The sequence below is a fragment of the Bacillus ectoiniformans genome (assembly GCF_016908875.1).
GTDB lineage: Bacteria > Bacillota > Bacilli > Bacillales > Domibacillaceae > Bacillus_BX > Bacillus_BX ectoiniformans.
The window spans coordinates 119,244-145,714 of record NZ_JAFBES010000003.1; the positions used below are offsets into that span (position 1 = coordinate 119,244).

24 protein-coding genes are annotated in these 26,471 nt (G+C 42.9%); 16 read left to right on the forward strand and 8 right to left on the reverse strand.

The features are described from left to right. Positions 1-33 precede the first annotated feature (33 nt). From JOC78_RS05770 to JOC78_RS05780, 3 genes are all read left to right on the forward strand, one after another. Positions 34-474 carry a threonine/serine exporter family protein gene (locus JOC78_RS05770; RefSeq protein WP_204553555.1) on the forward strand — a complete coding sequence of 147 codons (441 nt, stop codon included), beginning with the start codon at positions 34-36 and terminating at the stop codon, positions 472-474. Between the two features lie 109 nt (positions 475-583). Then, positions 584-1,330: a VCBS repeat-containing protein gene (locus tag JOC78_RS05775; RefSeq protein ID WP_204553556.1), complete on the forward strand. Its 747-nt coding sequence runs from the start codon at positions 584-586 to the stop codon at positions 1,328-1,330. Between the two features lie 23 nt (positions 1,331-1,353). Continuing rightward, positions 1,354-1,824, forward strand: a complete 471-nt coding sequence (locus JOC78_RS05780) for a staygreen family protein (protein WP_204553557.1) — start codon at positions 1,354-1,356, stop codon at positions 1,822-1,824. A 190-nt stretch (positions 1,825-2,014) separates the two neighbouring features. Here the strand turns inward: JOC78_RS05780 and JOC78_RS05785 are convergent, their stop codons facing one another. From JOC78_RS05785 to JOC78_RS05795, 3 genes are all read right to left on the reverse strand, one after another. After that, a complete protein-coding gene (locus JOC78_RS05785; RefSeq protein ID WP_204553558.1) occupies positions 2,015-2,884 on the reverse strand; it encodes a cation diffusion facilitator family transporter in 870 nt (289 codons plus the stop codon). Between the two features lie 149 nt (positions 2,885-3,033). After that, positions 3,034-4,545, reverse strand: coding sequence for an FAD-binding domain-containing protein (locus tag JOC78_RS05790; RefSeq protein ID WP_204553559.1), 1,512 nt, complete (start codon positions 4,543-4,545; stop codon positions 3,034-3,036). 106 nt (positions 4,546-4,651) lie between these two features. Further along, a complete protein-coding gene (locus JOC78_RS05795) occupies positions 4,652-6,307 on the reverse strand; it encodes a M20/M25/M40 family metallo-hydrolase (RefSeq protein WP_204553560.1) in 1,656 nt (551 codons plus the stop codon). Positions 6,308-6,482: 175 nt separating this feature from the next. Between JOC78_RS05795 and JOC78_RS05800 the strand changes: the two genes are divergently transcribed. The 7 genes from JOC78_RS05800 (at position 6,483) to JOC78_RS05830 (ending at position 13,213) form a co-directional block, all read left to right on the forward strand. Then, positions 6,483-7,472, forward strand: coding sequence for a substrate-binding domain-containing protein (locus JOC78_RS05800; RefSeq protein WP_204553561.1), 990 nt, complete (start codon positions 6,483-6,485; stop codon positions 7,470-7,472). After that, positions 7,465-8,343 carry a ribokinase gene (rbsK, locus tag JOC78_RS05805; RefSeq protein WP_204553562.1) on the forward strand — a complete coding sequence of 293 codons (879 nt, stop codon included), beginning with the start codon at positions 7,465-7,467 and terminating at the stop codon, positions 8,341-8,343. Before JOC78_RS05800 ends, rbsK begins: the two co-directional genes overlap by 8 nt. Continuing rightward, positions 8,340-8,735 carry a D-ribose pyranase gene (rbsD, locus tag JOC78_RS05810; protein ID WP_204553563.1) on the forward strand — a complete coding sequence of 132 codons (396 nt, stop codon included), beginning with the start codon at positions 8,340-8,342 and terminating at the stop codon, positions 8,733-8,735. Before rbsK ends, rbsD begins: the two co-directional genes overlap by 4 nt. A gap of 15 nt (positions 8,736-8,750) precedes the next feature. Continuing rightward, positions 8,751-10,232 (forward strand): sugar ABC transporter ATP-binding protein, encoded by a 1,482-nt coding sequence (locus JOC78_RS05815; RefSeq protein WP_204553564.1) that lies wholly within the window; start codon positions 8,751-8,753, stop codon positions 10,230-10,232. Position 10,233: 1 nt separating this feature from the next. Beyond that, the gene (rbsC, locus tag JOC78_RS05820) at positions 10,234-11,202 is read left to right on the forward strand and encodes an ABC transporter permease subunit (RefSeq protein WP_204553565.1); all 969 of its coding nucleotides are present in this window, start codon (positions 10,234-10,236) and stop codon (positions 11,200-11,202) included. A 12-nt stretch (positions 11,203-11,214) separates the two neighbouring features. Beyond that, positions 11,215-12,132, forward strand: coding sequence for a ribose ABC transporter substrate-binding protein RbsB (rbsB, locus tag JOC78_RS05825; protein ID WP_204553566.1), 918 nt, complete (start codon positions 11,215-11,217; stop codon positions 12,130-12,132). Between the two features lie 265 nt (positions 12,133-12,397). After that, the gene (locus tag JOC78_RS05830; protein WP_239587023.1) at positions 12,398-13,213 is read left to right on the forward strand and encodes a ZIP family metal transporter; all 816 of its coding nucleotides are present in this window, start codon (positions 12,398-12,400) and stop codon (positions 13,211-13,213) included. 164 nt (positions 13,214-13,377) lie between these two features. Here the strand turns inward: JOC78_RS05830 and JOC78_RS05835 are convergent, their stop codons facing one another. Both JOC78_RS05835 and JOC78_RS05840 read right to left on the reverse strand, forming a co-directional pair. Beyond that, a complete protein-coding gene (locus tag JOC78_RS05835) occupies positions 13,378-13,851 on the reverse strand; it encodes a GyrI-like domain-containing protein (protein WP_204553567.1) in 474 nt (157 codons plus the stop codon). Between the two features lie 141 nt (positions 13,852-13,992). Further along, positions 13,993-15,000, reverse strand: coding sequence for an NADP-dependent oxidoreductase (locus JOC78_RS05840; protein WP_275582004.1), 1,008 nt, complete (start codon positions 14,998-15,000; stop codon positions 13,993-13,995). A gap of 206 nt (positions 15,001-15,206) precedes the next feature. Here JOC78_RS05840 and JOC78_RS05845 point away from each other — a divergent pair, with 206 nt between their 5' ends. The 3 genes from JOC78_RS05845 (at position 15,207) to dat (ending at position 18,480) form a co-directional block, all read left to right on the forward strand. Beyond that, positions 15,207-16,520 carry an FAD-dependent oxidoreductase gene (locus JOC78_RS05845; protein ID WP_204553568.1) on the forward strand — a complete coding sequence of 438 codons (1,314 nt, stop codon included), beginning with the start codon at positions 15,207-15,209 and terminating at the stop codon, positions 16,518-16,520. A gap of 25 nt (positions 16,521-16,545) precedes the next feature. Beyond that, the gene (locus tag JOC78_RS05850) at positions 16,546-17,544 is read left to right on the forward strand and encodes a class I SAM-dependent methyltransferase (RefSeq protein WP_204553569.1); all 999 of its coding nucleotides are present in this window, start codon (positions 16,546-16,548) and stop codon (positions 17,542-17,544) included. Between the two features lie 102 nt (positions 17,545-17,646). After that, positions 17,647-18,480 carry a D-amino-acid transaminase gene (gene dat / locus JOC78_RS05855; RefSeq protein WP_204553570.1) on the forward strand — a complete coding sequence of 278 codons (834 nt, stop codon included), beginning with the start codon at positions 17,647-17,649 and terminating at the stop codon, positions 18,478-18,480. 48 nt (positions 18,481-18,528) lie between these two features. Here the strand turns inward: dat and JOC78_RS05860 are convergent, their stop codons facing one another. Next, positions 18,529-18,996 (reverse strand): hypothetical protein, encoded by a 468-nt coding sequence (locus JOC78_RS05860; RefSeq protein ID WP_204553571.1) that lies wholly within the window; start codon positions 18,994-18,996, stop codon positions 18,529-18,531. Positions 18,997-19,199: 203 nt separating this feature from the next. Here JOC78_RS05860 and JOC78_RS05865 point away from each other — a divergent pair, with 203 nt between their 5' ends. Continuing rightward, on the forward strand, positions 19,200-20,960 hold the full coding sequence (locus JOC78_RS05865; RefSeq protein WP_204553572.1) for a sensor domain-containing protein: 1,761 nt from the start codon (positions 19,200-19,202) through the stop codon (positions 20,958-20,960). 96 nt (positions 20,961-21,056) lie between these two features. After that, the gene (locus tag JOC78_RS05870; RefSeq protein ID WP_239587047.1) at positions 21,057-22,019 is read left to right on the forward strand and encodes an SGNH/GDSL hydrolase family protein; all 963 of its coding nucleotides are present in this window, start codon (positions 21,057-21,059) and stop codon (positions 22,017-22,019) included. A gap of 67 nt (positions 22,020-22,086) precedes the next feature. On the opposite strand, the gene JOC78_RS05875 is transcribed toward JOC78_RS05870, so the two are convergent. Together JOC78_RS05875 and gdhA are read right to left on the reverse strand one after the other, a co-directional pair. Beyond that, complete coding sequence (locus tag JOC78_RS05875) at positions 22,087-23,376, reverse strand: dicarboxylate/amino acid:cation symporter (protein ID WP_204553574.1); 1,290 nt, start codon at positions 23,374-23,376, stop codon at positions 22,087-22,089. A 137-nt stretch (positions 23,377-23,513) separates the two neighbouring features. Then, complete coding sequence (gene gdhA, locus JOC78_RS05880; RefSeq protein WP_239587024.1) at positions 23,514-24,896, reverse strand: NADP-specific glutamate dehydrogenase; 1,383 nt, start codon at positions 24,894-24,896, stop codon at positions 23,514-23,516. 364 nt (positions 24,897-25,260) lie between these two features. On the opposite strand from gdhA, the gene JOC78_RS05885 reads away from it, so the two are divergent. Then, entirely contained in the window at positions 25,261-26,460 is a 1,200-nt protein-coding gene (locus JOC78_RS05885; RefSeq protein ID WP_420829912.1) for an NAD(P)/FAD-dependent oxidoreductase, read from the forward strand. Positions 26,461-26,471: the final 11 nt, after the last annotated feature.

The window sequence follows — 26,471 nt, forward strand, 5'->3', positions numbered from 1 at the left end:
CCAAGCAGGCACGCTTTTGAGAGGAAGATGTGAATGGTAATTGCAGTTCATATAGTCATGAGTTTTATTGCTTCTGTTTCGTTCGGTATTATTTTCAGTGTGCCAAAGGAATCTCTGTTAAAATGCGGATTTGTTGGCATGGTGGGCTGGATGATTTATTTTTTAATGACACTTAATGGGGTAGATGCTGTGCCTGCTACGGTGATTGCCGCTTTTGTGATTGCAGTGATCAGCCAGATCTATGCCAGAGCGTATCGAACGCCAAGTATTGTATTTACAGTGGCTGGAATCATTCCGCTTGTTCCAGGGGGGATGGCTTACAATGCGATGCGGCATTTCGTTCAAAATGATTACAGCACCGCATTAAATATGGCAGCGAAAGCCTTTATGATTTCCGGCTCGATTGCCATGGGGCTCGTATTCTCAGAAGTGATTAATGAATTAATTAAAAATAAACGATCGGTGAAGTTATAAATGGAGCTGTCTCATAAACTGAGGCAGCTTCTTTCTTGTCACGCTTTCCGTCTTCGCGCATAGGATAGAACGATGATATGTAAAGCATTGAAGGAGAGAGGGACAAAGGATGAAAAATCCTTCCTATTATTTTAGGAATAATATGTATGTACTTGATTATATAAGAGGAGATGTGACGGGGGACGGAGCGAACGATCGCATCTTTTTAATCGGTCAAAAAGAAAATTCACAAGCAGCCTTCGCTGACAATATTATGATGGTTATTCAAAACGGAGCGACGGGTCAATATATGACTCTGCCGTTAAAAGAAAATGCAGGATATGGAGCGAGCTTGTTTTTAGCTGATTTCACGAAAGATAGCGTATTAGATATTCTAGTAAGTATTGATTCGGGCGGCAGCGGCGGCTTAGCCTATTACTATATTTATTCAGTCAGTAAGAATCAGCCGGTATTAATTTTTGACTTTGAGGTGTTTAATCAGGCTTTTCCATACACCGTCCGCTTTTTAAACGGATATAAGCTTGAAGTGGTCAATGTAACGATGAAGGAACAGTTTATTCTTGATATTACGGGGAGAGGCCAGGAATATTTAGATGAAATTTATAAGCCGGATGGGACACTGAAAGAACCAATTGAAGGCTGGGTAAATCCGCTTGGAGGCTTGTTTCCCATTGTTCGCGATAAGAAAGCTGGAACCTATGATCTGTTAGCTATGCAGCGAATTGTAGGAAGATATAACGCGGATTCATTTGGATATGCCCAGACATTTTTAACGTGGAATGGCAAACACTTTGTGGCGATGAGCGCAGATGTAGCGGTATTTGGCAATGACATCAGCAAGGAGCAAGGCGATTAAGGACAATGAGGGGTGAGAGACAAGTGTCAGTATTCAATCCTGAAAAACTGTTTGTAGAATATAGAGGCCAAACAACAGCTGTTTCTCCGATCGTTCCGAGAAAGTACACGCTGACCCACTCGGATATAACCGGAGATTTATTCTTAACGGTTGGTCCTGCATTTGCTTTTGATAAAATAAATGAAATGAGAGATGAAGTGCTGGCAAAATGGCAGGTGAAGCCTTCTCCAGCCTTAAAGGTCTATCTGCACGTCGATGGGGCCGTCGGAGGACAGCAAGTAACCGCTTTTCGCGATGCTATTTTTAGGCGTGAACTGCCTCTCGCGCTTCAGGCGATTCGCTTTGGTGACCGCGCCTTTTTTATGGCGCACCCAGAGTTCGATCAAGCGCCTATCCTGGTCGCCTTTCAATCGAAATGGCCTCAATATAACAGAACGGAGTATTGGGGCACACCGGCAAGCTATCGGACAGATGCTGGTATTCAAAGGAATTAGTGAGAATAGAGGATATCGGCGACTTTCACGATATATCGGCAACTTCGGCGTTTATATCGGCAACTTTCAAGATATATCGGCAACTTAGCTTTTTTATCAGCAACTTTAAGAATATATCAGCAACTACCACTTTTCATAATATAAATAAACAAGCCGCCGTTCCCTAACAGGAATGGTGGCTTGTGGCAGTTTACTCTTCTATCGGTTCAATATGAACATGCGTATGTTCAATCTGAAACTGATTGAACAAGGCTTCTTCGATATCTTCGGTGATCTTGTGGCTTTCGATCACATTCAGATCGGCTTTTACACAAATGACGGCATCCACAAGAGTGTGCGTGCCGTGAGAACGGGCTTTCACATCACGAACAGCTAATACGCCGGGGATCTGTCTAATCGTCTCTTTAATTTCCATTAACAAATGCTGATCGAATCCGTCTGTCAATGAATGAGAAGCTTGCATGAATATATCCCAAGCCGTTTTGATAATGATCAGACCAACGATTAGAGCTGCAATCAGATCTAGCCATTGCAAGCCAAACTGTGAGCCCATAATTCCTACGAAGGCGCCGATACTGACTAAAGCATCGGATTTATTATCTTCGGCCGCGGCTTTGATCGACTGGCTATGTATCTCTTTAGATAGTTTAATATTATAGCGGTAGACAAGATACATCACACCTGCACTGAATAAGGCGACCCACGCAGTCATGAGATCTGGCACATTCTTTTCTGCCACTAGAAAAGATCGTCCCGCTTCTAGCATTACTTGAAACCCGACAGAAATCATAATAAAAGCTGCGATTAAGGACGCGATTGTTTCTGCACGGAAATGTCCGTAATGATGGTCTTCATCAGGAGGTCTTTGGGCGATTTTTAATCCTATTAAGATAGCGATGGAGGCGATGACATCCGTTGTATTATTGAACCCATCTGCCTGAAGGGCTTTAGAGTGTCCGATATATCCAGCTGCAAGCTTTATACAAGATAGAGAAATGTACGCTATAATGCTGATCCAAGCACCTTTTTCTCCTCTTTTCATTTCCTCATATCTTTCCATTTACAATCCCCCAGGCGCAAGGTGCGCTATTTGAATTATAAGCATACCAAGCAAAGGCTGAGTGGGTCTATAGCAACAAGGTTGCCTAAGGGAAAAGATTCTAGACTCGCGAAATTTTGAGGTGGAGAAAAGAAAAAGCGAAACAGACGTTAATCCGTTTCGCTAAAGAAATCGAGTGAAAGTTCTTTCGGTGTATCTTGTTTAGAGTTGGCAGAGTCATCTGTTTGATGACGGTTCGATTGCATCTGCCACATTTTTGTAGAAGCTCTGGTCTCTGTTTGCTGGTTATATTGAGATCGTAATGACTTAGCTTTTTCATTGGCTGACTTAATATCAACAATGGGCGAAGAATATTCTACTGTATGAAACCTAGGATATAACCACGGTTCATGAATATACTCCGAAGGAACGGAAAGCAATTCAGGAAGATGCTGCTTAACGAATTTCCCATCCGGGTCATGCTGTTTACCTTGATTGACAGGGTCGAAAATAGGAAAATCACTTTCTTCTAAGACTCCTGCATAAAATTCGACTTGGTGATTCAAGATGCCAGGCTGATAGTCTAGTGATAGCTGAGCAAGTGCAGAAGCCGGCTTTTGCCAATCTAAGAGCAATGTGTTGCATGCGAAGGAAATGAGCATCGCACGTGAACGGAAGTTGAGCCAGCCAGTATCACGCAGGGCTTTCATCGCCGCATCAATCATAGGAATTCCAGTTCTTCCTTGGAGCCAATATTGGTACATTTCTTCCTTCCATTTGCGAGCGTCATTCAGACCAGTGTGAGAGTCTTCTGACTGGCGATTATGTTTTTTGTGATAATAGATCATGGACCCAACGCTTGATTGGAGTCTGGAAATGTAGGATGACAGCTGTTTCTTGTGGGAGATATTGTCTGAAGATAACAAGGCTTTTTCTGCACGCTGTACCACCTGCCTTAGAGAAATGTTTCCCCATGCAAGGTAGGGTGACAGTCGGCTGCTTGAAATCCCTGCTTCAGCAGGTTTCTTTCGGTTCTGTTGATAATGCTGAAAGCGAGAGGTGAGAAATGTATTTAACGTTTCTTCTGCATTGCGCTCTCCGCCTGTCTGCCCCCTTTTAAGCAAGAGTCCTTCTACATAATAATGATCAAGCGGTGCAAGACTGGGTGCCAGTTGATTTGGAACCTGTGCTTTTGATATTTTAGTTAGTTTGTCAGGCGGCTGAATAAGCGGCTGGCTCATAAAGCGATGCCAAGATGTTTGAACATCGTCAATATGAGCCAGCTTTTCAGAGCCGAACATGCTGTATTCCTTCCATTCGAGCTGATGATTGTCCATCCAGCTTTTCACTCTTCGATCTCTTTCACGGATCGAGGGAGTAGCCGATTCCTCCTCTGAATAAAGGGTGAAAGGTCCGGCTGTATCATAAATCGATTGAAGGAGGTCTTCCATTTTTGCTATTCCTGTATATAACGGGACGCCCCGGTCAAATAAACTTTTAGATAAATCACTTAAACTTTCTTTAATAAATTGAAAGTGGCGAACCGATAAGTCATTTTGTTCCCAGATGGAGGGTTCAACTATATAAATAGGCAGCACAGGCTCACCGTGCTTAGCGGCTTGCACGAGCGGTTCATGGTCAAGAACCCGTAAATCCCGCTTATACCAAATTACATGAATCATAATGTTACCACTCCTGCCTAATCTCATAAGTTAGTTGTTATCCTAGTACATACATACCCGGATTTTTGAAATCAAACGCACAGCAGGAGCAATTTTAGATTCTCTCTCACTTGTTGCTTAAAACCTGTTGGATCACTAAATTGGTGATATTCGGTACGATTTCAAGCGAATAATTCATTTCTAACCTCTCAAATTTTTTGTGAGCATCCAAACCATAAGGGCCAATATTAATCACAGGGACGTTAATGTCTCGAATATCATTGTAATTGACGAAATGCTTGGTTCCCCAGCCTGGATTATTATCGATCACCGCTTGGATGCCTGCCTCATCATCACTTAGTGCAACGAAGCTCATATCTGAAATGTACGGGAAGAAATTCCGCGTAACAATGGGATGAGGATAAGATTCCTGCATGGCATCCACTGCTGTGTTTAGCGCTTCTATTAAGCGGGATTCTAACTCATTCTTTCCGGTCATTTCAATCCTTGGCGAATAAAGAGAAGAATAGAAAAGAATCATTGCCGGGCTTTTGTCCTTCATCCATTGCCAGGATTCCTCTACCACACGGGCTGCGAACATGCGGGTATCGAGTGAGTCATCGCGAAGCAGGCTTTCTTTAAATTGCTGCATGTGAGTGATGTAGCTATCACCGAATTGCTCTGTTAATTCAAGTTCCATTTCTTCGTAAGTAAGAACTCGCGGCTTCCATATCATTTCTCGAATTGGCTCTCCGCTCACTTGACCGTACTGTTTATAGCGTTCTTGATACTTATGAAGCGCGCGATCAAAGGCAATTCTAGCCTGCTCTTTTAATCGATCCAGCACATCTTTCGGCGTCCATGAATAGATAAAGAAATTATAATATACATAAGCTGATAAAGCTGTTTGCACCGTATAAGAAGGCTTTAAATCTGATTGTTTCAGAGAGACGGGAGGCACAGTGATCTCTCCATAGGCTTCATTGCATAGATCGGGATTGTAATTAATTTGGCTTGTTAATTCAGCTGCCAAAAAGTTAGGATCCAATCCCTCAAAGCAAGAACCGACATGTGTTTCTGAGCCAGTAATGAAAAACGATGGAAGAAGCTTGCCGACGGTTCCCTTGTAAATATAACGATTCGGGTCGCCCTTAAATCTTGGTGCTACAAAGTCAGAATTAATGGCGGCAACATAGTCGAAGCCGTGTTCTTTTTTCCACGCTTTCAATTCTTTTAAAGCGGATAAAATACCATGGGAGCCGTCTTCTTCGTCACATTCTGAAACGAGAACTAAATTGCCCTCTAGTTCTTCTGGATGCTCAGAATAGTATTTTAATAGATAGAGGTGGCTTGCTAACCCGCTTTTCATATCAAGCGAGCCGCGGCCAAACAGCCATTCTCCAGATTCTAAATCCTCTTTCACCTCATCCGGCACGGTCTCGGTCTTTAACTTCTCCATTAGGCTGTCGGGGTCGCAAGCGAGATCCTGAAGCTGGTTAAAGTCTTCAATCCCGACGGTATCCATATGCCCCATTAATATCACGGTTTTTTGACTGCTGCCTTTGGTGCCTTTGACGAAAGCCAGCACATTGTATCGTTCCCTTTCGTCACCAAGAGTCTGAGTTTTGCATACATAAGATGGATTTTTTATAAAGTAAGGAAAAGAAGAAATTAAGGTCAGCAAGGTTTGAGCCATCTCTTTTTCTCCTGGTGTATTCACCACGCTTTTTACTTGTACAAGCTGTTTGGTTAAAAACAATACTTCGTCTCTGCAATGTAACATGATGTATTCTCCTTTTCGTAGGACTGTTGGATTTATTATTAAGCCTACAGAATAGACAAAATTTTGTAAAATCTAATTGTTTGTCTTATAAGAGAAAAATTAGATTGAAGCAAATAACGAATTGTGGTATTGTTTATGTAAACGGTTACATATAGTTTTAAAGGAGAGGAAAGCGGTGGCTACTATTAAAGATGTGGCAAAAGCAGCAGAGGTTTCAGTTGCGACAGTATCTCGCGTGCTTAATAAAACAGGGTATGTGCATGAAGATACGAGAAAGCGCGTGGAAACAGCGATTAAAGAGTTGAATTACAGTCCAAATGAAGTTGCAAGATCGCTTTATAAAAGGGGATCTAAGCTGATCGGGTTGCTGCTTCCTGATATTACGAATCCTTTCTTTCCTGAGCTTGCGCGCGGTGTGGAAGATGAGGTGCAAAAGCAAGGCTACCGCTTATTATTCGGAAACAGTGATGAAAACATAGATAAAGAACTCGAATATATTCACACATTTGTTCAAAATCATGTCGCGGGGATTATTTCAGCGACCGACCAGGCAGGGAAGTTAAATTATCAGCATTTAAAGATCCCTTCTGTATTCTTAGACCGGGCATCTGATGGGGAATTCTCAGTGTATGCGGATGGAAAAGAGGGAGGAAGAATCGCGGCAAGAGAAATCGTTCAGCGAGGAAGCCGGAAAATCACTGTCTTAAAAGGGCCCGTTCACGTTCAGCCGGCACAGGATCGCTTTCAAGGAGCGCTTGAAGTGTTAGGGGAATCGAATGTAGATTTCCATGTGATGACAACCTCTTCTTTTTCGTTTCAAGAAGCGAAGCAATGGGCAGAAGAACTGTTTACCAAATACCCGGAAGCCGATGGGGTAATTGCTAGCAATGATATCACTGCAGCGGCTGTCATACACGAAGCCTCACGCTTAGGAAAAATGATTCCCGAGGACGTACAAATTATTGGTTTTGATGATATTCCGCTTAGCAGCCTGCTGTTTCCGTCTTTATCTACAATTAGACAGCCTGCCTATGATATGGGCAGAGAAGCAGCAAAGCTATTACTATCGCAAATCGCTAATAAGCCGATAGAGTCCCAGCACATTAAGCTGCCAGTAACATTTATAGAACGAAACACAACAAGAAAGGTTGATAACAATGGTTAAAATTGCAGTCGTTGGCAGCTCGTCAATGGATTTAGTGGTAACATCTTCTATCCGGCCTGGAGCAGGCGAAACGGTTCTTGGTGAATCGTTTCGAACGGTTCCAGGAGGAAAAGGAGCGAATCAAGCAGTAGCGGCAGCTCGCTTGGGAGCGGAAGTATATATGATCGGCTGTGTAGGGGACGATCATTACGGAAAAGAAATCATTGAGAACTTCCGTAGAAACGCAGTTCACACGACCTATGTGGAACCGGTTACCGAAATGGAAAGCGGAACGGCTCATATTATTTTAGCTGAAGGCGACAACAGTATTGTGGTGGTAAAAGGTGCCAATGATTATGTAACACCGGATTATATTAAAAAAGCGCAATCGGTGATTCAAGACGCCGACTTAGTCATGATTCAGCAAGAAATTCCGGTAGAGACTGTTGAATATGTCAGTGAAATGTGTGAAAGCCTGCAGGTGCCAATGCTTCTGAATCCCGCGCCAGCACGACCATTGCCGCAATCAATTATTGACCGGGCAGCTTTCATTACACCAAATGAACATGAAGCGGCCGTTCTTTTTAACGGTATGAGCCAAGTGGAAGCGCTCAAAAAATATCCTAACAAAGTGCTGATCACAGAAGGCAAAGCAGGTGTCAGGTATTTTAACGGAACAGAAGAAGTAGTTGTGTCATCGTTTCCGGTAGAAGCGGTAGATACTACGGGTGCCGGGGATACGTTTAATGCGGCCTTTGCGGTAGCTGTGGCTGAAGGAAACAGCTTAGAAGAAAGCTTGAGATTTGCAAACCGGGCAGCCTCACTTTCTGTTACTAAATTTGGCGCGCAAGGCGGGATGCCGATGCGGAAAGAAGTGGAGGATCAGTTATGAAAAAACAAGGGATCCTAAATAGTCATATTTCGAAAGTTCTTGCTGACTTTGGCCATACGGACTGGCTTGTGATTGCTGATGCAGGTCTGCCAGTGCCAGATGGCGTGATGAAAATAGATTTAGCCTTAACTTTAGGAACGCCAAGTTTTGTGGAAACGGTTACTGCTGTGGAAAAAGATATGGTCATTGAAAAAGTGATTGTGGCAGAAGAGATTGTGACGGCGAATGAAGCCGCAAGCAGTTATATAAAGGATCAATTTAAAGAAACGAAGATCGAGTATGTTTCGCATGAGTCGTTTAAAGAAATGACCAAACAAGCGAAGGCGGTGATTCGAACGGGGGAAGCAACGCCTTACGCGAATTGCCTATTACAAGCAGGTGTAATCTTCTAGAAAGAGGTGAGTGCCATGAAAATTGAAATGACAAATATCCATAAAGCATTCGGGAAGAATCAAGTGCTGACAGGCGTCGATTTTGACCTGCTGCCTGGAGAAGTGCACGCGTTAATGGGTGAAAACGGCGCCGGTAAATCTACCTTAATGAATATTTTAACGGGTCTTCACAAGCGTGATCAAGGAACGATCAAGATCAACGGCGAGGAAAGCACCTTTGCAAGCCCGAAAGAAGCGGAGAAAAGCGGAGTAGCGTTTATTCATCAAGAATTAAATATATGGCCGGATATGACAGTGCTTGACAATTTGTTTATTGGCAAAGAATTACGGACGGCATTAGGGCTGTTAAAAACAAAAGAAATGAAAGCGTTGGCACAGAAGCAATTCAATAAGCTGTCCGTATCGATTCCGCTTGAACAGGAAGCAGGGCAATGTTCGGTCGGCCAGCAGCAAATGATTGAAATTGCCAAAGCATTGATGACGAATGCAGAGGTCATCATTATGGATGAGCCGACTGCTGCTTTAACAGAAAGGGAAATTGAAAAGCTATTTGAAGTGATCAACGCCCTTCGAAAAGAAGGCGTATCGATTGTCTATATTTCTCATCGGATGGAAGAGATCTTCGCCATTTGTGACCGAATTACTGTCATGCGCGATGGAAAAACCGTCGAGACGCAGCCAATTCCCGAAACTTCCTTTGATGAAGTCGTGAGAAAAATGGTCGGGCGAGAGATCACGGACCGATTTCCGGAACGAAAGCCGGTACTTGGTGAGACAGCTCTTGAAGTCAAAGGACTGACAAAGTCAGGCGTCTTTTCGGATATCCATTTTTCGGTCAAAGCTGGAGAGGTTGTTGGCGTATCTGGCTTAATGGGGGCAGGCCGCACAGAAATTATGCGGGCAATATTTGGTCTCGATGCGTATGACCATGGGGAAATCAAGCTGTTTGGCCAATCGGTCCAGCTGAAAACACCGCAGCAGGCAGTTGAACATGGCATTGGCTTTATAACAGAAGACCGAAAAGGAGAAGGGCTGATACTAGATTTTTCTATTAAAGATAACATCGCCCTTCCGAACTTAGTCAGCTTTGCGCCCAAGGGATGGATTGATGAGAAAGGCGAGAAGGATTTTGTTGATTTGCTGATCAAGCGCTTAACGATCAAAACAGAATCTGCAGAGACGAGCGCAAAGAACCTTTCGGGAGGAAATCAGCAAAAAGTGGTGATTGCCAAGTGGATTGGCATCGGACCGAAAGTGCTTATTTTAGACGAGCCGACAAGGGGAGTCGATGTCGGTGCGAAGCGGGAAATCTACCAGCTGATGAACGAATTGACGGATAGAGGAGTAGCGATCATTATGGTGTCCTCTGAACTTCCGGAGGTTCTGGGCATGAGCGACCGCATACTCGTCGTGCACGAAGGCAGAATCAGCGGCGAGCTGACGAAAGAAGAAGCTACTCAAGAAAAAATAATGACGTATGCAACAGGAGGGCAGTAACATGACGACGAATGGAATTCAGCCTGTAGGAAAACTAAACCAATTCAATACGTTTACCCAAAAGCTTGGGCCGCTTCTTGGCTTGTTCATATTAATTGCGATTGTATCTATTTTAAATCCAAGCTTTTTAGCTCCTTTAAATATTTTAAACTTGCTGAGACAAGTAGCGATCAATGCCTTAATTGCCTATGGAATGACTTTTGTTATTTTAACAGGCGGAATTGACTTATCTGTCGGTTCGATTTTGGCGCTTTCAAGTGCATTAATGGCCGGAATGATTGTATCTGGCATCGACCCGATGTTAGCGATTCTAATCGGTTGCTTGTTAGGAGCGGTCATGGGTGCCATTAACGGATTGTTGATCACGAAAGGAAAAATGGCTCCGTTTATTGCGACACTCGCAACAATGACCATTTTCCGCGGACTGACATTAGTTTATACAGATGGTAACCCGATCACGGGCCTTGGAGACAACTATTTATTTCAACTGTTTGGACGAGGATACTTTTTAGGTATTCCGGTGCCGGCTGTGACGATGGTGCTGGCCTTTGTGGTTCTGTGGGTGATTCTTCATAAAACGCCATTTGGACGAAAAACCTATGCGATCGGCGGCAATGAAAAAGCGGCGCTGATCTCAGGTATTCATGTGACAAAGGTAAAAATTATGATCTATTCCTTAGCTGGTTTACTTGCAGCACTTGCAGGAGCCATCTTAACATCTCGATTAAACTCTGCGCAGCCGACAGCGGGAACGTCTTATGAACTCGATGCGATTGCTGCGGTCGTACTTGGCGGAACAAGCCTGTCTGGAGGACGCGGCTTAATCGTCGGCACGCTAATTGGCGCATTAATTATCGGTACACTGAATAATGGATTAAACCTGCTTGGCGTTTCATCATTTTTCCAAATGGTGGTCAAAGGGATTGTCATTCTGATTGCTGTCTTAATTGACCGCAAAAAAGCCGCATAGGAGGCCTTGAAAATGAAAAAGATTGGAATCTTGCTGCTGTCGGTTTCTTTGCTTCTTTTAGGAGGCTGTTCTTTGCAGCCGCCTGAATGGGCAAAGCCGGCTACAAAGGAAAAATTAGAAGATATTAAAATCGGATTATCCGTTTCTACTTTAAACAATCCATTCTTTGTCTCTTTAAAGAACGGAGTCGTGCAGGAAGCGAAAAAGAACGGAATGGAAACACTTGTGGTTGATGCCCAAAATGACTCGGCGAAACAAATTAATGATGTAGAAGACTTAGTTCAGCAAGGGGTAGACGTGCTGTTAATTAATCCAACCGATTCATCAGCGATCTCGACTGCTGTTCAGTCAGCTAACAATATCGGCATTCCTGTGATCACATTAGATCGCTCAGCTGAAAAAGGAGATGTCGCTGCGCTTGTCGCTTCAGATAACGTGAAAGGCGGAAGAATGGCGGGTGAATTTATCGCCAAGCAAGTAGGCGAGGGAGCAAAGGTCGTTGAATTGGAAGGAGTTCCTGGTGCCTCAGCTACACGTGAGCGGGGGAAAGGCTTCCATGAAATTGCTGATCAAAAGCTCGATGTGGTGGCGAAGCAATCCGCCAATTTTGACCGGACAAAGGGGTTAACTGTCATGGAAAACCTACTGCAAGGAAACCCGGATATTCAAGCGGTCTTTGCGCATAACGACGAAATGGCATTAGGTGCAATGGAAGCCATCAGCAGTTCAGGAAAAGATATATTGGTCGTAGGCTTTGATGGAAATGAAGATGCCATTCGTTCTGTAGAAGCGGGACAATTAGCAGGAACCGTCGCCCAGCAGCCGGAGTTAATTGGCGAGTTAGCTGTACAAGCAGCAGGCGATGTTCTTAAGGGCAAAAAAGTAGAGAAAACCATTCCTGCCCCTTTAAAGTTAGAAACGAAAGAATAACAGCAGGCAGCCACAGGGCTGCCTGTTTTAATTTTGCAAGAAGCGGGTGTTGGAGAGACGAGTAACCTTGATCCATTTTTATAAATTCATGCGCACATTCAGGATGAATCCACATAGAATGGCTAAAAATAGTCATTACTCATCATGATAAGACTTTGGCTTTGACAACAAAAGTTGCCTTGGTGCAAAATAGGAACAAAGAAGAAGGTTTAGCTATATGACTATTGGCAGTTGATTAAGTTAGTGAAGAAAGGAACGGATCTATATGTTTATGGATTGGTTTTCAGGATTAAATCCAGCTGTGCAGGCTTTATCAGGCGGGATGTTGACTTGGGGGCTAACGGCTCTTGGTGCATCGGTTGTTTTTTTCTTTCGCACCATTAATAAAACAGTGATGAATATGATGCTTGGGTTTGCGGCAGGCGTCATGATCGCAGCGTCTTTTTGGTCACTATTGGCTCCGGCGATTGATTTCAGTGAACAAAATGGTCAAATACCATGGCTGGCGCCAGCGATCGGCTTTTTACTAGGAGGTTTATTTATCCGCCTCATGGATTTTGTCGTTCCCCATTTACACCTTGGAACGAAAGAGGATCAAGCGGAAGGGCCGCAAACACAGCTTAAAAAATCGACCTTATTATTTTTAGCGATCACACTCCACAATATTCCAGAAGGCTTAGCGATTGGCGTGGCTTTCGGTGCAGCAGCGATTGGATTGAATGATGCTTCTTTAATAGGAGCAATTGGTTTAGCTATTGGAATTGGCATTCAGAATATGCCGGAAGGGGCTGCTTTATCGGTACCTTTGCGTGGAGAAGGGATGTCCCGTCTCAAAGCATTTAACTACGGACAGCTTTCAGCCATTGTGGAGCCAATCGCAGCGGTCATTGGTGCAGCAGCCGTTATAATGGTTCAGCCTATCTTGCCATATGCTTTGGCATTTGCTGCGGGCGCCATGATATTTGTTGTTATTGAGGAGCTGATCCCTCAATCTCAGTCTGCACGAAGTACGGATCTTGCCACGCTTGGTGCAATGCTTGGATTCACAGTAATGATGATCTTAGATGTAGCGCTTGGATAAAAGAAAGGAGCCGCCTCAGTGAATGAGATGGCTCTTTTTAGCGTGTCCAGCCAATCTCGCTAGGAGCTCGGGAAAAAGATCAGGCACCATAAAAGGCCAATAACGCCATTTTTGGTACCTGTCTATTTGTCTGTCGCTCCTGAACAGCGCGATTGGCTTTTCGGTTAAACGGCTTTTTCTGCGGATTGCTCAATCTTGTCCGCAAGTTTGATATATAATTCATGAACGGGTGGATCTTCAGTGATGGTTACATCAATTTTAAATCCATTCGTGTCTAATAAACAATGATGATCTTTGGCCCACTTGTACATAAGGCTGAACGACTTCCAAACCGTGCTTTGAGATCCTTGATGTTCGAAAAAAATGCAGGACTGCGAAGGAATTGTGAAGTCCTCCATTCCTTCAGGGATTGACTCATAGCTGTTTACTTCAGTTCCCACAAAATGAGTGACGCGAGTGCCGACTTTTTTGATGCAAACATTGATTAAGTGGTCATCCACTTTAAGTGAAATTTCATCTGCACGTTCGCGAAAATTGTTCTGGAGAATCGGCAGCTCTTTAGCTAAGGCAGCTTCTTCAAACGTCTTAGACAGACCCACGACTTTTACTTCCTTTAACTCAACAATCTTAGGTACCATTTGGATCCCTCCGCTCGTTGATTAGTTTCTCTTACTATCATACTACGAATAACGGAATCTTCCGACAATTTTATTAAAAAATATTGAAATGGGGTCAGACCCCCGGCGCTTTAACGCGCTGAGGGTCTGACCCCATTTTCATTATTTCATATCGCGTACTTTAACGAGCTGTTTTCCGGTGTTTTCTCCGCTGAATAATCCAATAAAGGCTTGTGGTATGTTTTCGAATCCGTCTGTAATGGTTTCTTCATACGTCAGTTTTCCTTCTTGCAGCCATTTGGATAAGAACTTAAATCCTTCGTTGAAGTGTTCTTTAAAGTCTCCGACTGTAAAACCTTGAATCAATGCACTGGATTTAATCAGATGACCTTGAATACGCGGCCCTTGATCGTTTGGCTTGTTATAAGAGGAGATCGCTCCGCATTGGACGATTCGGGCGAATTTATTCAGGAGCGGGTAGACGCCATCGGAAATCTCTCCCCCGACATTATCAAAGTAGACATCCACACCATCTGGACAAGCATTCTTCAAAGCTTGAGCAACATTCTCTGTCTTGTAATTGATTACTGCGTCTGCGCCAAGCGTCTGTTTTACGTACTGGACTTTATCGTCTGTGCCGGCAATGGCGACTACACGAGCACCAGCGATTTTGGCAATTTGCACGACTGCGGACCCTACTGCGCCAGCCGCACCTGAGACGACTACGGTTTCTCCTTCTTTTGGCTTTCCAATATGCATTAAGCCAAAATAGGCGGTTAAGCCAGGCATGCCCATGATGCCAAGAGAGGCGGTCACAGGTCCAAGGTCAGGGTCAATCTTTCTTAATCCTGCAGCTGATACTGCCGAATATTCTTTCCACGGAAGCATCCCGGTCACAATGTCACCTTTCTCAAATTCACTTGAAAGAGATTCAACGACTTGGGCCACAGCGCCGCCTTCAATAGGTTCGTTCAATTGAAACGGAGGAATGTACGATTTCCCCTCGTTCATTCTTCCTCGCATGTAAGGGTCCACCGATACATATAAAAGTTCGACTAGCACTTCACCGTCGTTAGGAGTTGGGATGACTGTTTCTGTTATTTTCATATGATCCTCACTAGGCTCATTTTCAGGGCGTTTCACTAAAAGTATTTCGCGATTATTACTCAAAAGTCTCACTCCTCTTTTTTAAAATTCTGTTCCTATCATACGCCTATCAACAGTTTAAATTCAAAGATTAAGGACTGACATCAGAAAACACACTCGCTCGTTTAAGGAATTTCTGAGGAGGGAATAAAGCTGTATATCCTATGTGATGCCTAATTTTAAGGAATGTTTAAAAAAGGATTCTCATCTAAAGGTGGGGGGCAATTGAGATGAAAACGCAAGTGTGTATCTCTGGAGGTGGAATCGCGGGATTGACTCTCGCTTTAAAACTGGCTCAGTGCGAGATAGATGTAACTGTGATCGAAAAAGATCGTACGCCAAGTGTGAAGTATAAAGGAGAGCTTCTGCAGCCGAAAAGTCTGGAGATATTATCAAAAATTGGGCTTTATGAAGAAGTGTACAGCCGCGGATTTCCGCTTAAAACGACGGCGATTAAAGAAATAGATGGAGATCGTGTGCTAAAAGAAATTACCTTTCACTATAACGCGGTAGATCATCCATTTAATTATGCACTAATGGTGCCTCATGAGACGCTCAAAAGTGTGATATTAGAAAAAGCCAAATCCTTCCCTCATTTTCATTACTTGCGTCCAATGAAGTTTACCGGATTTAAAGAAGAAGGAGTACATAAACGGACAGGGATGCTCGAGAGTAAAGAAGAAGGTGCCATAGAGATCGAAGCGGATTTCTTTATTGGAGCAGAAGGAAGGATTTCGCCTATTCGAAAAAGCTTAGGAATTCCGTTGAAAGATACAGAGTATAACCATTATTTCTTGACCGTCAGTTTTCCGAGGCCGGAATCATTGACGGAAGCCATCATGATCGTAGAGGGGCATTATTTTCTCGGGCTTTTCCCACTGCCTGACCAGCAAGTCCGAACCGTTCTTTTAATTAAACCGGAAGAGTATAAACAGATGAAACGGGAGGGGCTGCCTTCATTCTACGATTGCTATACCCGCTTGTTTCCAGATTTAGATGGCTATGTACAGCAGATTACAAGCTGGAAGGATATTCAGCTGATGATCCCGATTCGTCATAATGCCAAATGTTATGTAAGTGGAAATTGCGCCTTAATGGGGGATGCCATTCACAGTGTCCACCCCATGGCAGGAGAAGGAATGAATTTAGCCATTCAAGACGCTCATACGCTTGGAGATTTGCTTTGCTGTATGTATGAAAACGGCGATTTACGCCCTGAGCAGTTAAAGCTGTATGAAAGTGTCAGAAAGCCGCGTGCTGAATATTTATCGAAGCTGAGTCATCAGTCTGCGCTGGCCTATTCCTACTGGCAACCGTTTTGGAGAAGAATCCGCACCCATGTGCTGAAACGGATGGAAACGACCCCTTCTCTTCACTTTAAACAAATGCTGAATATTTCAGGACTTGGCATATGGAAGGAAACGTGGATTGACCGGCTCGTTCAGATCGGGATGCTTCCAAAAGGCGTGCTCCCAAAAGTCACAAATCAAGAACGGCATTTATTCGATGAGAAAGATGAACAGCCATGGAAGTTTCAATCATAGACAGTTGTAACGGAGGAGAGATCGTATGATAGCAGAATATAAAATGATGTGGGAAGCGCGTACTTGGATGAAAAAAAACGAATCCTTCTTGCCTACTTGGCATGCATATGTAGGATATACATTAGATTTATTCGACAAGTTTCGTAATGGAGCAGACCCCGAAGACGTCATCAGAGAAAACGGATATGATGAAAATCTGTTTTACTCCTGGTGTGATGCTGGACTTGTGTTAGGTCATTTAAAAGGTGATGGTGAAAACGTGAAATCATCGTCTCGCATGCTGAAATACTTTACTAAAGAAAGTGAACAATGCATCGGCGAATTGCTGAAAGAAATGATTGAAATGCATATGCCGGCGTTAATGAATTATCCGGAAATGATTGAAACGAAGCAGAAGAATCGTTTTTGCGGTGAGGAATATGGGCAAACGGTTGCTGCGACATCTTCTCTGATCGAGAAAAAAGCCTTCTCGTATGTGTATGAAGATACAGCTGCACAAAAACCGAAGTGGGTGCTTGATGTTGGCTGCGGAACAGGCGGCTATCTCATGAAGCTTGCCAGAAAGATGAACAAGGGGATGTATGTGGGTGTAGATATTAGCAAAGAAGTCGTAGAGACAGCCCGAAAGAAGGCGAAAACACGAAATCTGGATCATAAAGTCAAATTTTATTATGCGGATATTGAAAGCTGGGATGTTCCGCATGGTATGTTTGATGTGATTATGATGAATAACCTTCTTCACTATTACTCTCCCGATGCGAGGGAAGAGCTGTTTAGCAAAGTGTCGCAATATCTAAGTCCAAATGGAACGATGATTGTGATTACTCCTCTCTATTTAGAAAGAGGAGGACAACCTTTCTCCGCCGCATTTAATTGCTTTATGACCGCCCATGATAACTTATACCCGCTGCCGCGCAGAGAAGAGCTGGTTCATGATTCAGAAAAAGCTGGATTAACGCTTCATTCCATGAAAACGATTGTGAAAGAAGGCAGCTGGTATTATATGAGTTTTAAAAAGAGCTGAATTAGTTGTATAATAGAAAAAATCTGAAAAAGGGTCTGTTCTCCAATGGCTGATGATCCAGCATAGGAGACCAGCCCTTTGTTGCTGAAAAGGAGAAAGAACATGACAATAGCGTATTTTAACGGAAAGATTGTAGAAATGGATCAGCCGGTTGTCCCAATTGATGAGCGCGGCCATCAGTTCGGTGATGGTGTCTATGAAGTCATAAAGGTGTACAAAAATAAGCCGTTTATGATGAAAGAGCATATGGATCGATTATATAAAAGTGCCGAAGCCATTAAGCTGACGATTAATGAAAGCCGTCAGGAAATGGAAGAGCTTTTACATGATTTAATCCAAAAGAGCGGATTGGAAGATGCAGAAGTCTACTTGCAAGTGACCAGAGGAATTGCCCCTCGAAATCACTTGTTTCCAACATGCCCAAGCTCACTTTCTGTGATTGTGAAACCGCCTCGCCATTTGCCGGAAAAAGCACGGACGGAAGGAGTAAAGGTGCATCTGACAGAAGATCTAAGATGGAAGAAGTGCTATATTAAATCATTAAATTTATTGCCAAACACTTTAGCGAAGCAAGAAGCATATGAAAATGGCTGTTTTGAAGCGATTCTTGTTCGAGATGGTTACATAACGGAAGGCTCAAGCTCTAATTTCTTTCTTGTGAAAAATGGGGAATTAGTGACAACGCCTTTATCAGATTCAATTCTTCACGGAATTACCCGTCTCGCAGTGAAGCAGATTGCAGAAACAGATGGTATTCCTTTTGTCGAAAAGCACCTAACGCCAGATGATTTGTTTGAAGCAGATGAAGCGTTTGTGACAAGCACAGGGGTAGAGGTGGCTCCGATTACAACAGCGGATGGCCATACAATTGGCAGCGGTCAAGCAGGTCCGATTTCTAAAAAGCTGTATGAAAAATTTATTGAACTAACTAAATAAAACATAAAAAAATAGACCTCGGAAATCGCTCCGGGGTCTAATTAACTTTTATAACTTATGGAAACCTTCTTCATCTAAATACTGCGCCGCTTCTTTATAAGAAGTAAATGTGCCATCCAGGTTCGGTCCAGCATAGACATTCCATAAATCTTCTTCCTCCGCTACTAGCGTTAAGATATGATGGTCGGCGTTTACCCATATTTCCTTAAAATCCTCTACTGGTTCTTCAGGTTCGTTTCCTGGAGTAAGAGAATAAATCGCCTCTTTAATCAATACCCGCAGCTCTTCTTCAGAATACTCCCGAATATTCACTAATCCTTTAGAATCTGTTTTCACACCTTTAACTTCACCAGCATAGACGAACCCATTTCCATTCGGATGAAGGTGATAGACGATATTCTTCTTATCAGATTTACTGTTTTCGAAATGAAAGTTCACTCGTCCAAGTGACACATTTCTGCGTTCAAGTTCAGGGAAGGATTCAATAATAGATAGTTTTTCATCAAATGTTAGCATATAGCCTCCGTATGTTTTCATAGTGTGTTCATTATAACATATGGAGCGACCTCCGCTTTATTGGCAATAATAAGGATTTTTTTTTATTAAATTAAAGTAAATAAGTAAGTGAATGGGCTTCTTTTTTGATAAAATGAAAATAATGTAAATATTAATTTAGCATTTTCGACAATATTCTTTTTAAATAGGAAGGTGGCAGCTGAATGATAAATAAAGAAGAATATGCACTCATCCAACAGCTGCAGCAAAGAGTAATGGAGTTGCAACAAAATGAGCAGCTCCTTACCATACAATTAGAAGGGGCCTCGGCATTTAACCATTCGATATTAGATGCTTTGCCCATTGATATATTTCTGCATGACGAACTTGGAAAAACTGTTTTTATGAATAAAGAAGGCTGCAAGCGCCACGGCAAACCGCTGCATGAACTGGTTGGTAAGACTGTTTATGATTTTTTTCCGAAGCAGATCGCTGACGTGCTGCGAAAAGATGACCTGAAAGTCTGGCAGACAAAGACGCAATTGATCAAGAGTGTGAAGGTGGAGTTTAGCGGAAAGCCTGTTCATTTATTAACAGGCAAATCCATTGTTCGAGAAAATCAGACCAACAAAGAATATTTATTAGGCTATGCTCTGGATGTAACAAAACAGATTCAAGCAGAAGAACAGGTTGAACACATTGTCTATCACGACTCACTGACAGGCCTTCCCAATCGGTGGTATATAGAACAGAATGGGGAAGAATACCTGCAGGATACAGAAGGGTGTGCGGCTATGCTGCTTCTTGATCTGGATCATTTTAAAGTGATCAATGACAGCATGGGTCATCAAGCGGGAGACTTACTTCTGCAAAAGGTAGCAAGCCGGCTAAAAGAGCTGGAAGAGAAAAATATCATGCTGGCACGCTTAGGTGGGGATGAATTTGTTTTCATTCTAAAAGGTGTGTATGGAATAGATAAGATCTGCGATTTCAACGAGAAGATCATTCAAATATTATCTAAGCCTTTTACTGTAGAGGAGAAACAAGTTACGATTACTCCGAGCATTGGGATCAGTCTCTATCCTAAAGATGCAACGACAATTTTTTCGATGATCAAGAATGCGGATATTGCTATGTATCATCTAAAGGAAAAAGGAAGAAACGGCTATCAATTCTTTACAGATAATATGAAAGAGTCCGCCAATCATCGGATGGATATGGAAATATTATTAAGACAAGCCATTGATAAAGAAGAATTTATTTTGCATTACCAGCCTAAGCTGCACTTAGGAACAGGGAAGATCTATGGTGTGGAAGCATTGGTCAGGTGGGATAGTCCCGATCATGGATTGCTATACCCAGGAAGCTTTATTGAACTGGCTGAAGAAACGGGGCTAATCGTTCCTTTAGGGGAATGGGTGTTAAGAGAGGCCTGCAGGCAGTGTCGGGAATGGCATGATTTAGGTTACAAGGATTTGACGATCAGTGTAAATGTCAGTGCGCAGCAATTTAGAAAGCGCGACTTAGAAGAAACAGTTAAAGACGTGTTGGAAACGACAGGCCTTGATCCCAAAGCGCTCGAACTTGAACTGACAGAAAGTACGGTGATGGAAAATCCGGTTGAAGCCGCTGCCGCACTTAAGCGTCTTCAGAAAATGGGGATCTCAATCTCTATTGATGATTTCGGCACAGGTTTTTCATCATTAAATTACTTGAAGCATTTTCCGATCAACACATTAAAGATCGATCGATCGTTTATACAAAATGCAGAGAAAGATAATGCAGATGCGGCTATTACGCTCGCTGTCATCACGCTTGCCCATAATTTAAACCTGAGTGTAGTGGCGGAAGTTGTAGAGAATGAGCTGCAGCTTGATTTTGTTACCAACGCTAGATGTAACGGCGGACAAGGTTACTTTATCAGCCGTCCCCTAGATCGGGAAGCAATGATAGAATATTTAAGGATAAATGAAGGTGGCAGATAAGGAAACAGCCTTGTCTGCTACTTTTTTTACCATTTAAATTTGTGTACGGCTCTTAAATTACATACACTATAAGAAAAGAAAGGAAGAGTGCTTTTGATGATCATAAAAAAAGTGGCTGCTTCGGTTTTTGCAGCTATTCTTATAATCATTTCCACTGCGCCAGCTGCAAGCGCTTCTTCTGGCATCAATTATTTAGCGCTTGGGGATTCTTTAGCGGCAGGTCAAACACCCAACAGAGAAATTGGGGCCAGTTATACAGATTTAATTGCACTCGCCCTAGGTCAAAGCGGCAGCCTGGAGAATTTCTCTAAACAATTTGCGATTCCCGGCTATACGACAGGTCAAGTGCTAGAGCAGCTTAAGAAGAAAGAAGTACAGAAAGCGGTTAAACAAGCAGATTTAATGACTATTTCTGCGGGAGCGAATGACTTACTGCGTATAGTAAAAAACGATTCAGTCCGTGGAATCCTAACGTATGACGCGATACCAGCTGCGTACTCATTGAATAAAGTTCGAGAAAATTATGTATTGCTTTTTGAACAGCTGAATCAATTGAACCCTAATGCAGACATCTATGCAATGGGATATTATTTTCCTTATCCGCATGTACATGATCAGCATAAGCCTTCTGTCAATGAGCAGCTACAGATATTAAATCAGATCATACAGCAAGAAGCAGAGCGGGCAGGAGCAACGTTTGTACCTGTTGCAGACTCATTTGGAACTAGCGCTAAGCAGCTGATTCCTAATCCAAAGGATGTCCACCCTTCAAGTTCAGGTTATTTAGAGATGGCGAATTCCTTTTTAGCTGTTTATAGACCTGGTGGAATGAAGATCCCGGCGAGTGCTTTAGATCAGCTGCCGCCACCGGTCTCCTTTTCAAAACTGAGGGAGCTTCAACCGCAGACAAGCAGTGAAAATGAAACCGAGGCAGAGATAGAGGCTGATGAAACGGAAGAAGGCCAGGAGAACACGGCAGAGCCTGAAGAGGTTTCACAGAGCTCTCAGCAGGCTCCGCTGCGAGCGTGTTCTAAACAAGAAGTGCTCGCTATGAATTAGTAAACCTGTGATCATATGCAGCAAAAAAGCCCATTTTTCTGATAGCAGAAAATGGGCTTTTTCAGGGTTATGCGTCTATTTGATGATCTAGAGGTGAGCGAGAAGAAGTTAATTGCTTCTCTAGCCAGTTCTTTCCTTCGACTAGGCGAGTCACAAGCATGGCACAAACCGTATTGCCGGTTGAATTTAAAAGAGTGGCTGGTGCATCAATAATCGTGCTAATGACAGCGATAATCGGCAGTACCTCTGGAGGAAAGCCGAACACACTCAAAATCAGCATCTCTCCAATCATGCCTCCGCCAGGAATGGCTCCCATAACAGCTCCTACTAAGAAAGAAACAGCTAATATGCTTAATATACTTGATGGAGTGACTAAATCTTTGCCAAATAAGCTAAATAAGAAGACAATTTTTAATACGCCGCCAAATACAGATCCGTCTTTGTGGGTATTGGCTCCAAGTGGAATAATGGTTTCAGCGATATCTTTAGGTACGCCCATTTTTTTAACGGCAGCCAAATTGACAGGGATGCTCGCCGCGCTTGAACAGGTAGCGATCGCTGTAACGGAAGGTGTAATCGCGTGCTTCCAAAAAACTTTGACTCCCTTTTTTCCGCCCGCAATAAATGCATATAGCGTAAAGAATCCAAAATAATAAATGACCGTTAATCCTAGATATAACACGAATGTGCGAACGTAGCCGCCTAAAATTTGCGGGCCTAACTCGCCAATGACAGCTGCAAAATAGCAGCCAAGACCAATCGGCGCATAATACATAATAATGGAGACAATGCGCATCATGACCGTGGTTCCTGATTGTAGAAATTCTGCCATCGGTCGGCCTTTTTCTTTAGACATCGCTGTGGCCAGTCCAAAAAGAATAGAGAAGACAATTAATTGCAGCATGTTGCTTTTAGACAGCAGCAGGTTGAAGTCAGATACCGTAAACGTTTGAACGAGCTGATCAGGAAGAGTGACATCTTCTGTCTCTGTATCCACCGGTTCTGATTCGGCCATTAATTGCTGAATGGAAGAAAGATCAGTTTTCTCAAGTGGGTTGAAAAGAATGGCTCCTGTATAACCCAGTACAGCTGAGATCGCTGCTGTTGCCAAAAATACGAGAAAGATGCTTCCCATAATTTTTCCCAGTCGCTTCATGCCGTCCATATTAGCAATAGCGGAAGCGATGCTGAAAAATACCAGCGGCACGATAATCATAAACATTAAATTTAGAAATAAATCCCCAAAAGGCTTAACTACAGCGGCATCAGGTCCAAATATAACACCTGCGGCTCCCCCGATGACAATGGCGCCTAAAAGAAGAAAAGTGAATTGATAGTTTTTCCAAAACCGTTTCAAGTTGTGTTCCAGCCTTTCTGTAAGTCGGTTAATTATGCAACTTATCTATGATAAATCTTTTCCAGTAAAAAGAAAAGAGCGACTTCAAATGCCGACGTGTATCGACATTTTTAGCCGCTCTCTTACTCATTTTTTGATTAGATAATGCCTTGTGCTTGCATTGCATCTGCTACTTTAAGGAATCCAGCGATATTTGCTCCGACTACAAGATTTCCTTCGTAGCCGAACTCAGATGCCGCTTCTACACTGTTGCGATAGATATTCTTCATGATTGTATGCAGTTTTTCATCTACTTCTTCAAATGTCCAAGGCATTCTTGCGCTGTTTTGAGCCATTTCAAGAGCAGAAACGGCTACGCCGCCTGCGTTGGCTGCTTTAGCTGGGCCAAATAATACTTTGTTGTCCAAGAATACGTCTACTGCTTCTAAAGTTGAAGGCATATTTGCACCTTCCCCAATCGCTTTCACTCCGTTCTTGACTAATGTTCTAGCCGCTGCTTCATCAATTTCATTTTGTGTCGCACAAGGAAGAGCGATATCGCAAGGGATGTTCCAGATACCCGTACAGCCCTCTGTATATTGAGCTTCCGGATGTTCTTTCACGTACTCGCTGATGCGTTCTCTTTCAACTTCTTTCAAACGCTTAACTGTGGCAAGGTTGATTCCGTTTGGATCGTAGATATAGCCGCTGGAATCGCTGCAAGCCACAACTTTAGCTCCAAGCTGTGTCGCTTTTTCGATCGCATAAATGGACACATTACCTGAACCAGAAACGACAACTGTTTGATCTTTAAAGCTGGAACCGTTTCCTTTCAGCATCTCTTCCACGAAATAAACCGTTCCGTAACCAGTTGCCTCTGTACGCGCTAAGCTTCCTCCGTAATTAAGGCCTTTTCCTGTTAATACACCTGCATGGAAAGCGCCTTGCAGACGTTTATATTGTCCGAACATGAATCCAATTTCACGGGCGCCGACACCGATATCACCAGCTGGAACGTCTGTATCAGGACCGATATGCTTTACTAATTCTGTCATAAAGCTTTGAGTGAAACGCATCACTTCAGCATCCGACTTTCCTTTTGGATCAAAGTCAGATCCGCCTTTACCGCCGCCGATTGGCTGGCCAGTTAAAGAGTTTTTGAAGATTTGTTCAAAGCCAAGGAATTTAACAATGCTGGCATTCACAGAAGGGTGAAAGCGCAAGCCGCCTTTATAAGGACCGATCGCACTGTTAAATTGAACACGGAAGCCGCGGTTGACTTGAACTTTACCATGATCATCTACCCAAGGAACACGGAAAGAAATCACGCGTTCTGGCTCAACCATACGCTCTAAAATTCCGCTTTCCATATATTTAGGATACTTTGCGAAAACAGGAACAAGTGATATGAAAATTTCTTTTACTGCCTGATGAAATTCTGTTTCGCCCGGATTGCGCTTTTGTACAGTTTCAAAGACTTCGTTTATGTAGTTTTGAGCAGTTTGCAACGCGTTTTCTGTCATCTCTTTAGTAATTGTCATGATAATCTCTCCTTATCGCCTTTTGTGAATTTTTTGAATTATTTATTATATCTTCATGTTACTTCCAATTGACCAATCTCGTCAATGCCGTAAAGTCATGGCATTAATGCCATATTGATATAGAATGTGGTATTTATATAAAATATGCCAATTCACCTTTATTAGTTTGGAATATATCCTTTAAGTACAAGAATTAAACAATGGGATATAAAAGAGTAAATGTCTGATAGGAGACGTGCAAACAAGACAAAATAGGGGAAACCCCCTATCGTATAAAATACAGTCAATCACTATGATAAATGTATAAACAGTCCTTAAAACTAATTTCATACTTTTCAGACGAGAGTAAGAAATAGGGAGGAAGATAGAATTGGATAAACATTTCAAAATCATTATTGTAGGCGGGGGATCAGCTGGAATCAGTACAGCTTCAAGGCTGTTGAAAGGAATGAAAGCGCTTGCTAAAGAGGTAGCTATAGTGGATCCTGCAAAAAATCATTATTATCAGCCGCTATGGACGCTAGTAGGAGGAGGGGCAGCCAAGAAAGAAGCTTCTGAACGAACGATGGAAGAGGTGATTCCGGAAGGGGCGGTGTGGCTTCAAAGCGCGGTTGCGTCTTTTGATCCTGAATCTAACTATATTAAACTCACAAATGGAGAATCAATTTCTTATGACTATTTGATTGTTGCTGCTGGTATAGAAGTGAACTGGGATGGCGTGAAAGGGTTAAAGGCTGCGATTGGCAAAGATGGAGTTTGCAGCAATTATTCTTATGACTATACCGATTATACATGGGAAGTTATCCGGAAGTTTAAAGGCGGGAATGCCGTTTTTACACATCCGGCTACACCAGTCAAATGCGGGGGAGCCCCTCAAAAAATTATGTATCTAGCAGAAGATTACTTTAATCAAAGCGGAGTCCGAAATCAAACCAATGTCTTTTTTGGATCTGCTAACCCTGCCATTTTTGATGTGCAAAAATATCGAGATACATTGGAAAAGGTGATCGTTCGAAAGAAGATCGATGCCCGGTTCCGGGAGAACTTAATTGAAATACGTGCAGATAAAAAAGAGGCCGTATTCGAAAACCTGGACACCCAAGAACAGACGGTCGTTCCATACGATATGATTCATGTCACGCCGCCTATGCGTGCCCCGATGTTTATTCAAAACAGTCCCCTTGCTGATGAAGGCGGCTGGGTGGATGTGCAGCCATATACACTTCAGCACAATACCTATGAGAATATATTTGGAATTGGAGATTGTGCGAACCTGCCTACCTCTAAAACTGGCGCAGCCATTCGAAAGCAAGCACCGGTTGTAGCTGAGAATGTACTGGCTTTACTGAAAGGTGAGCCAATGAAAGCCCAATACGACGGTTATAGCTCCTGTCCGTTAGTCACCGGATACAACCGATTAGTGCTGGCAGAATTTAATTATAAAAAGGAACCAACTGAATCTTTCCCGCTCAATCAAGCATTAGAGCGCCGCAGCATGTACATGATGAAAAAAGATTTACTCCCTGTTATGTACTGGGATGGAATGCTAAAAGGAATTATGTAAGGAAAGAGGTG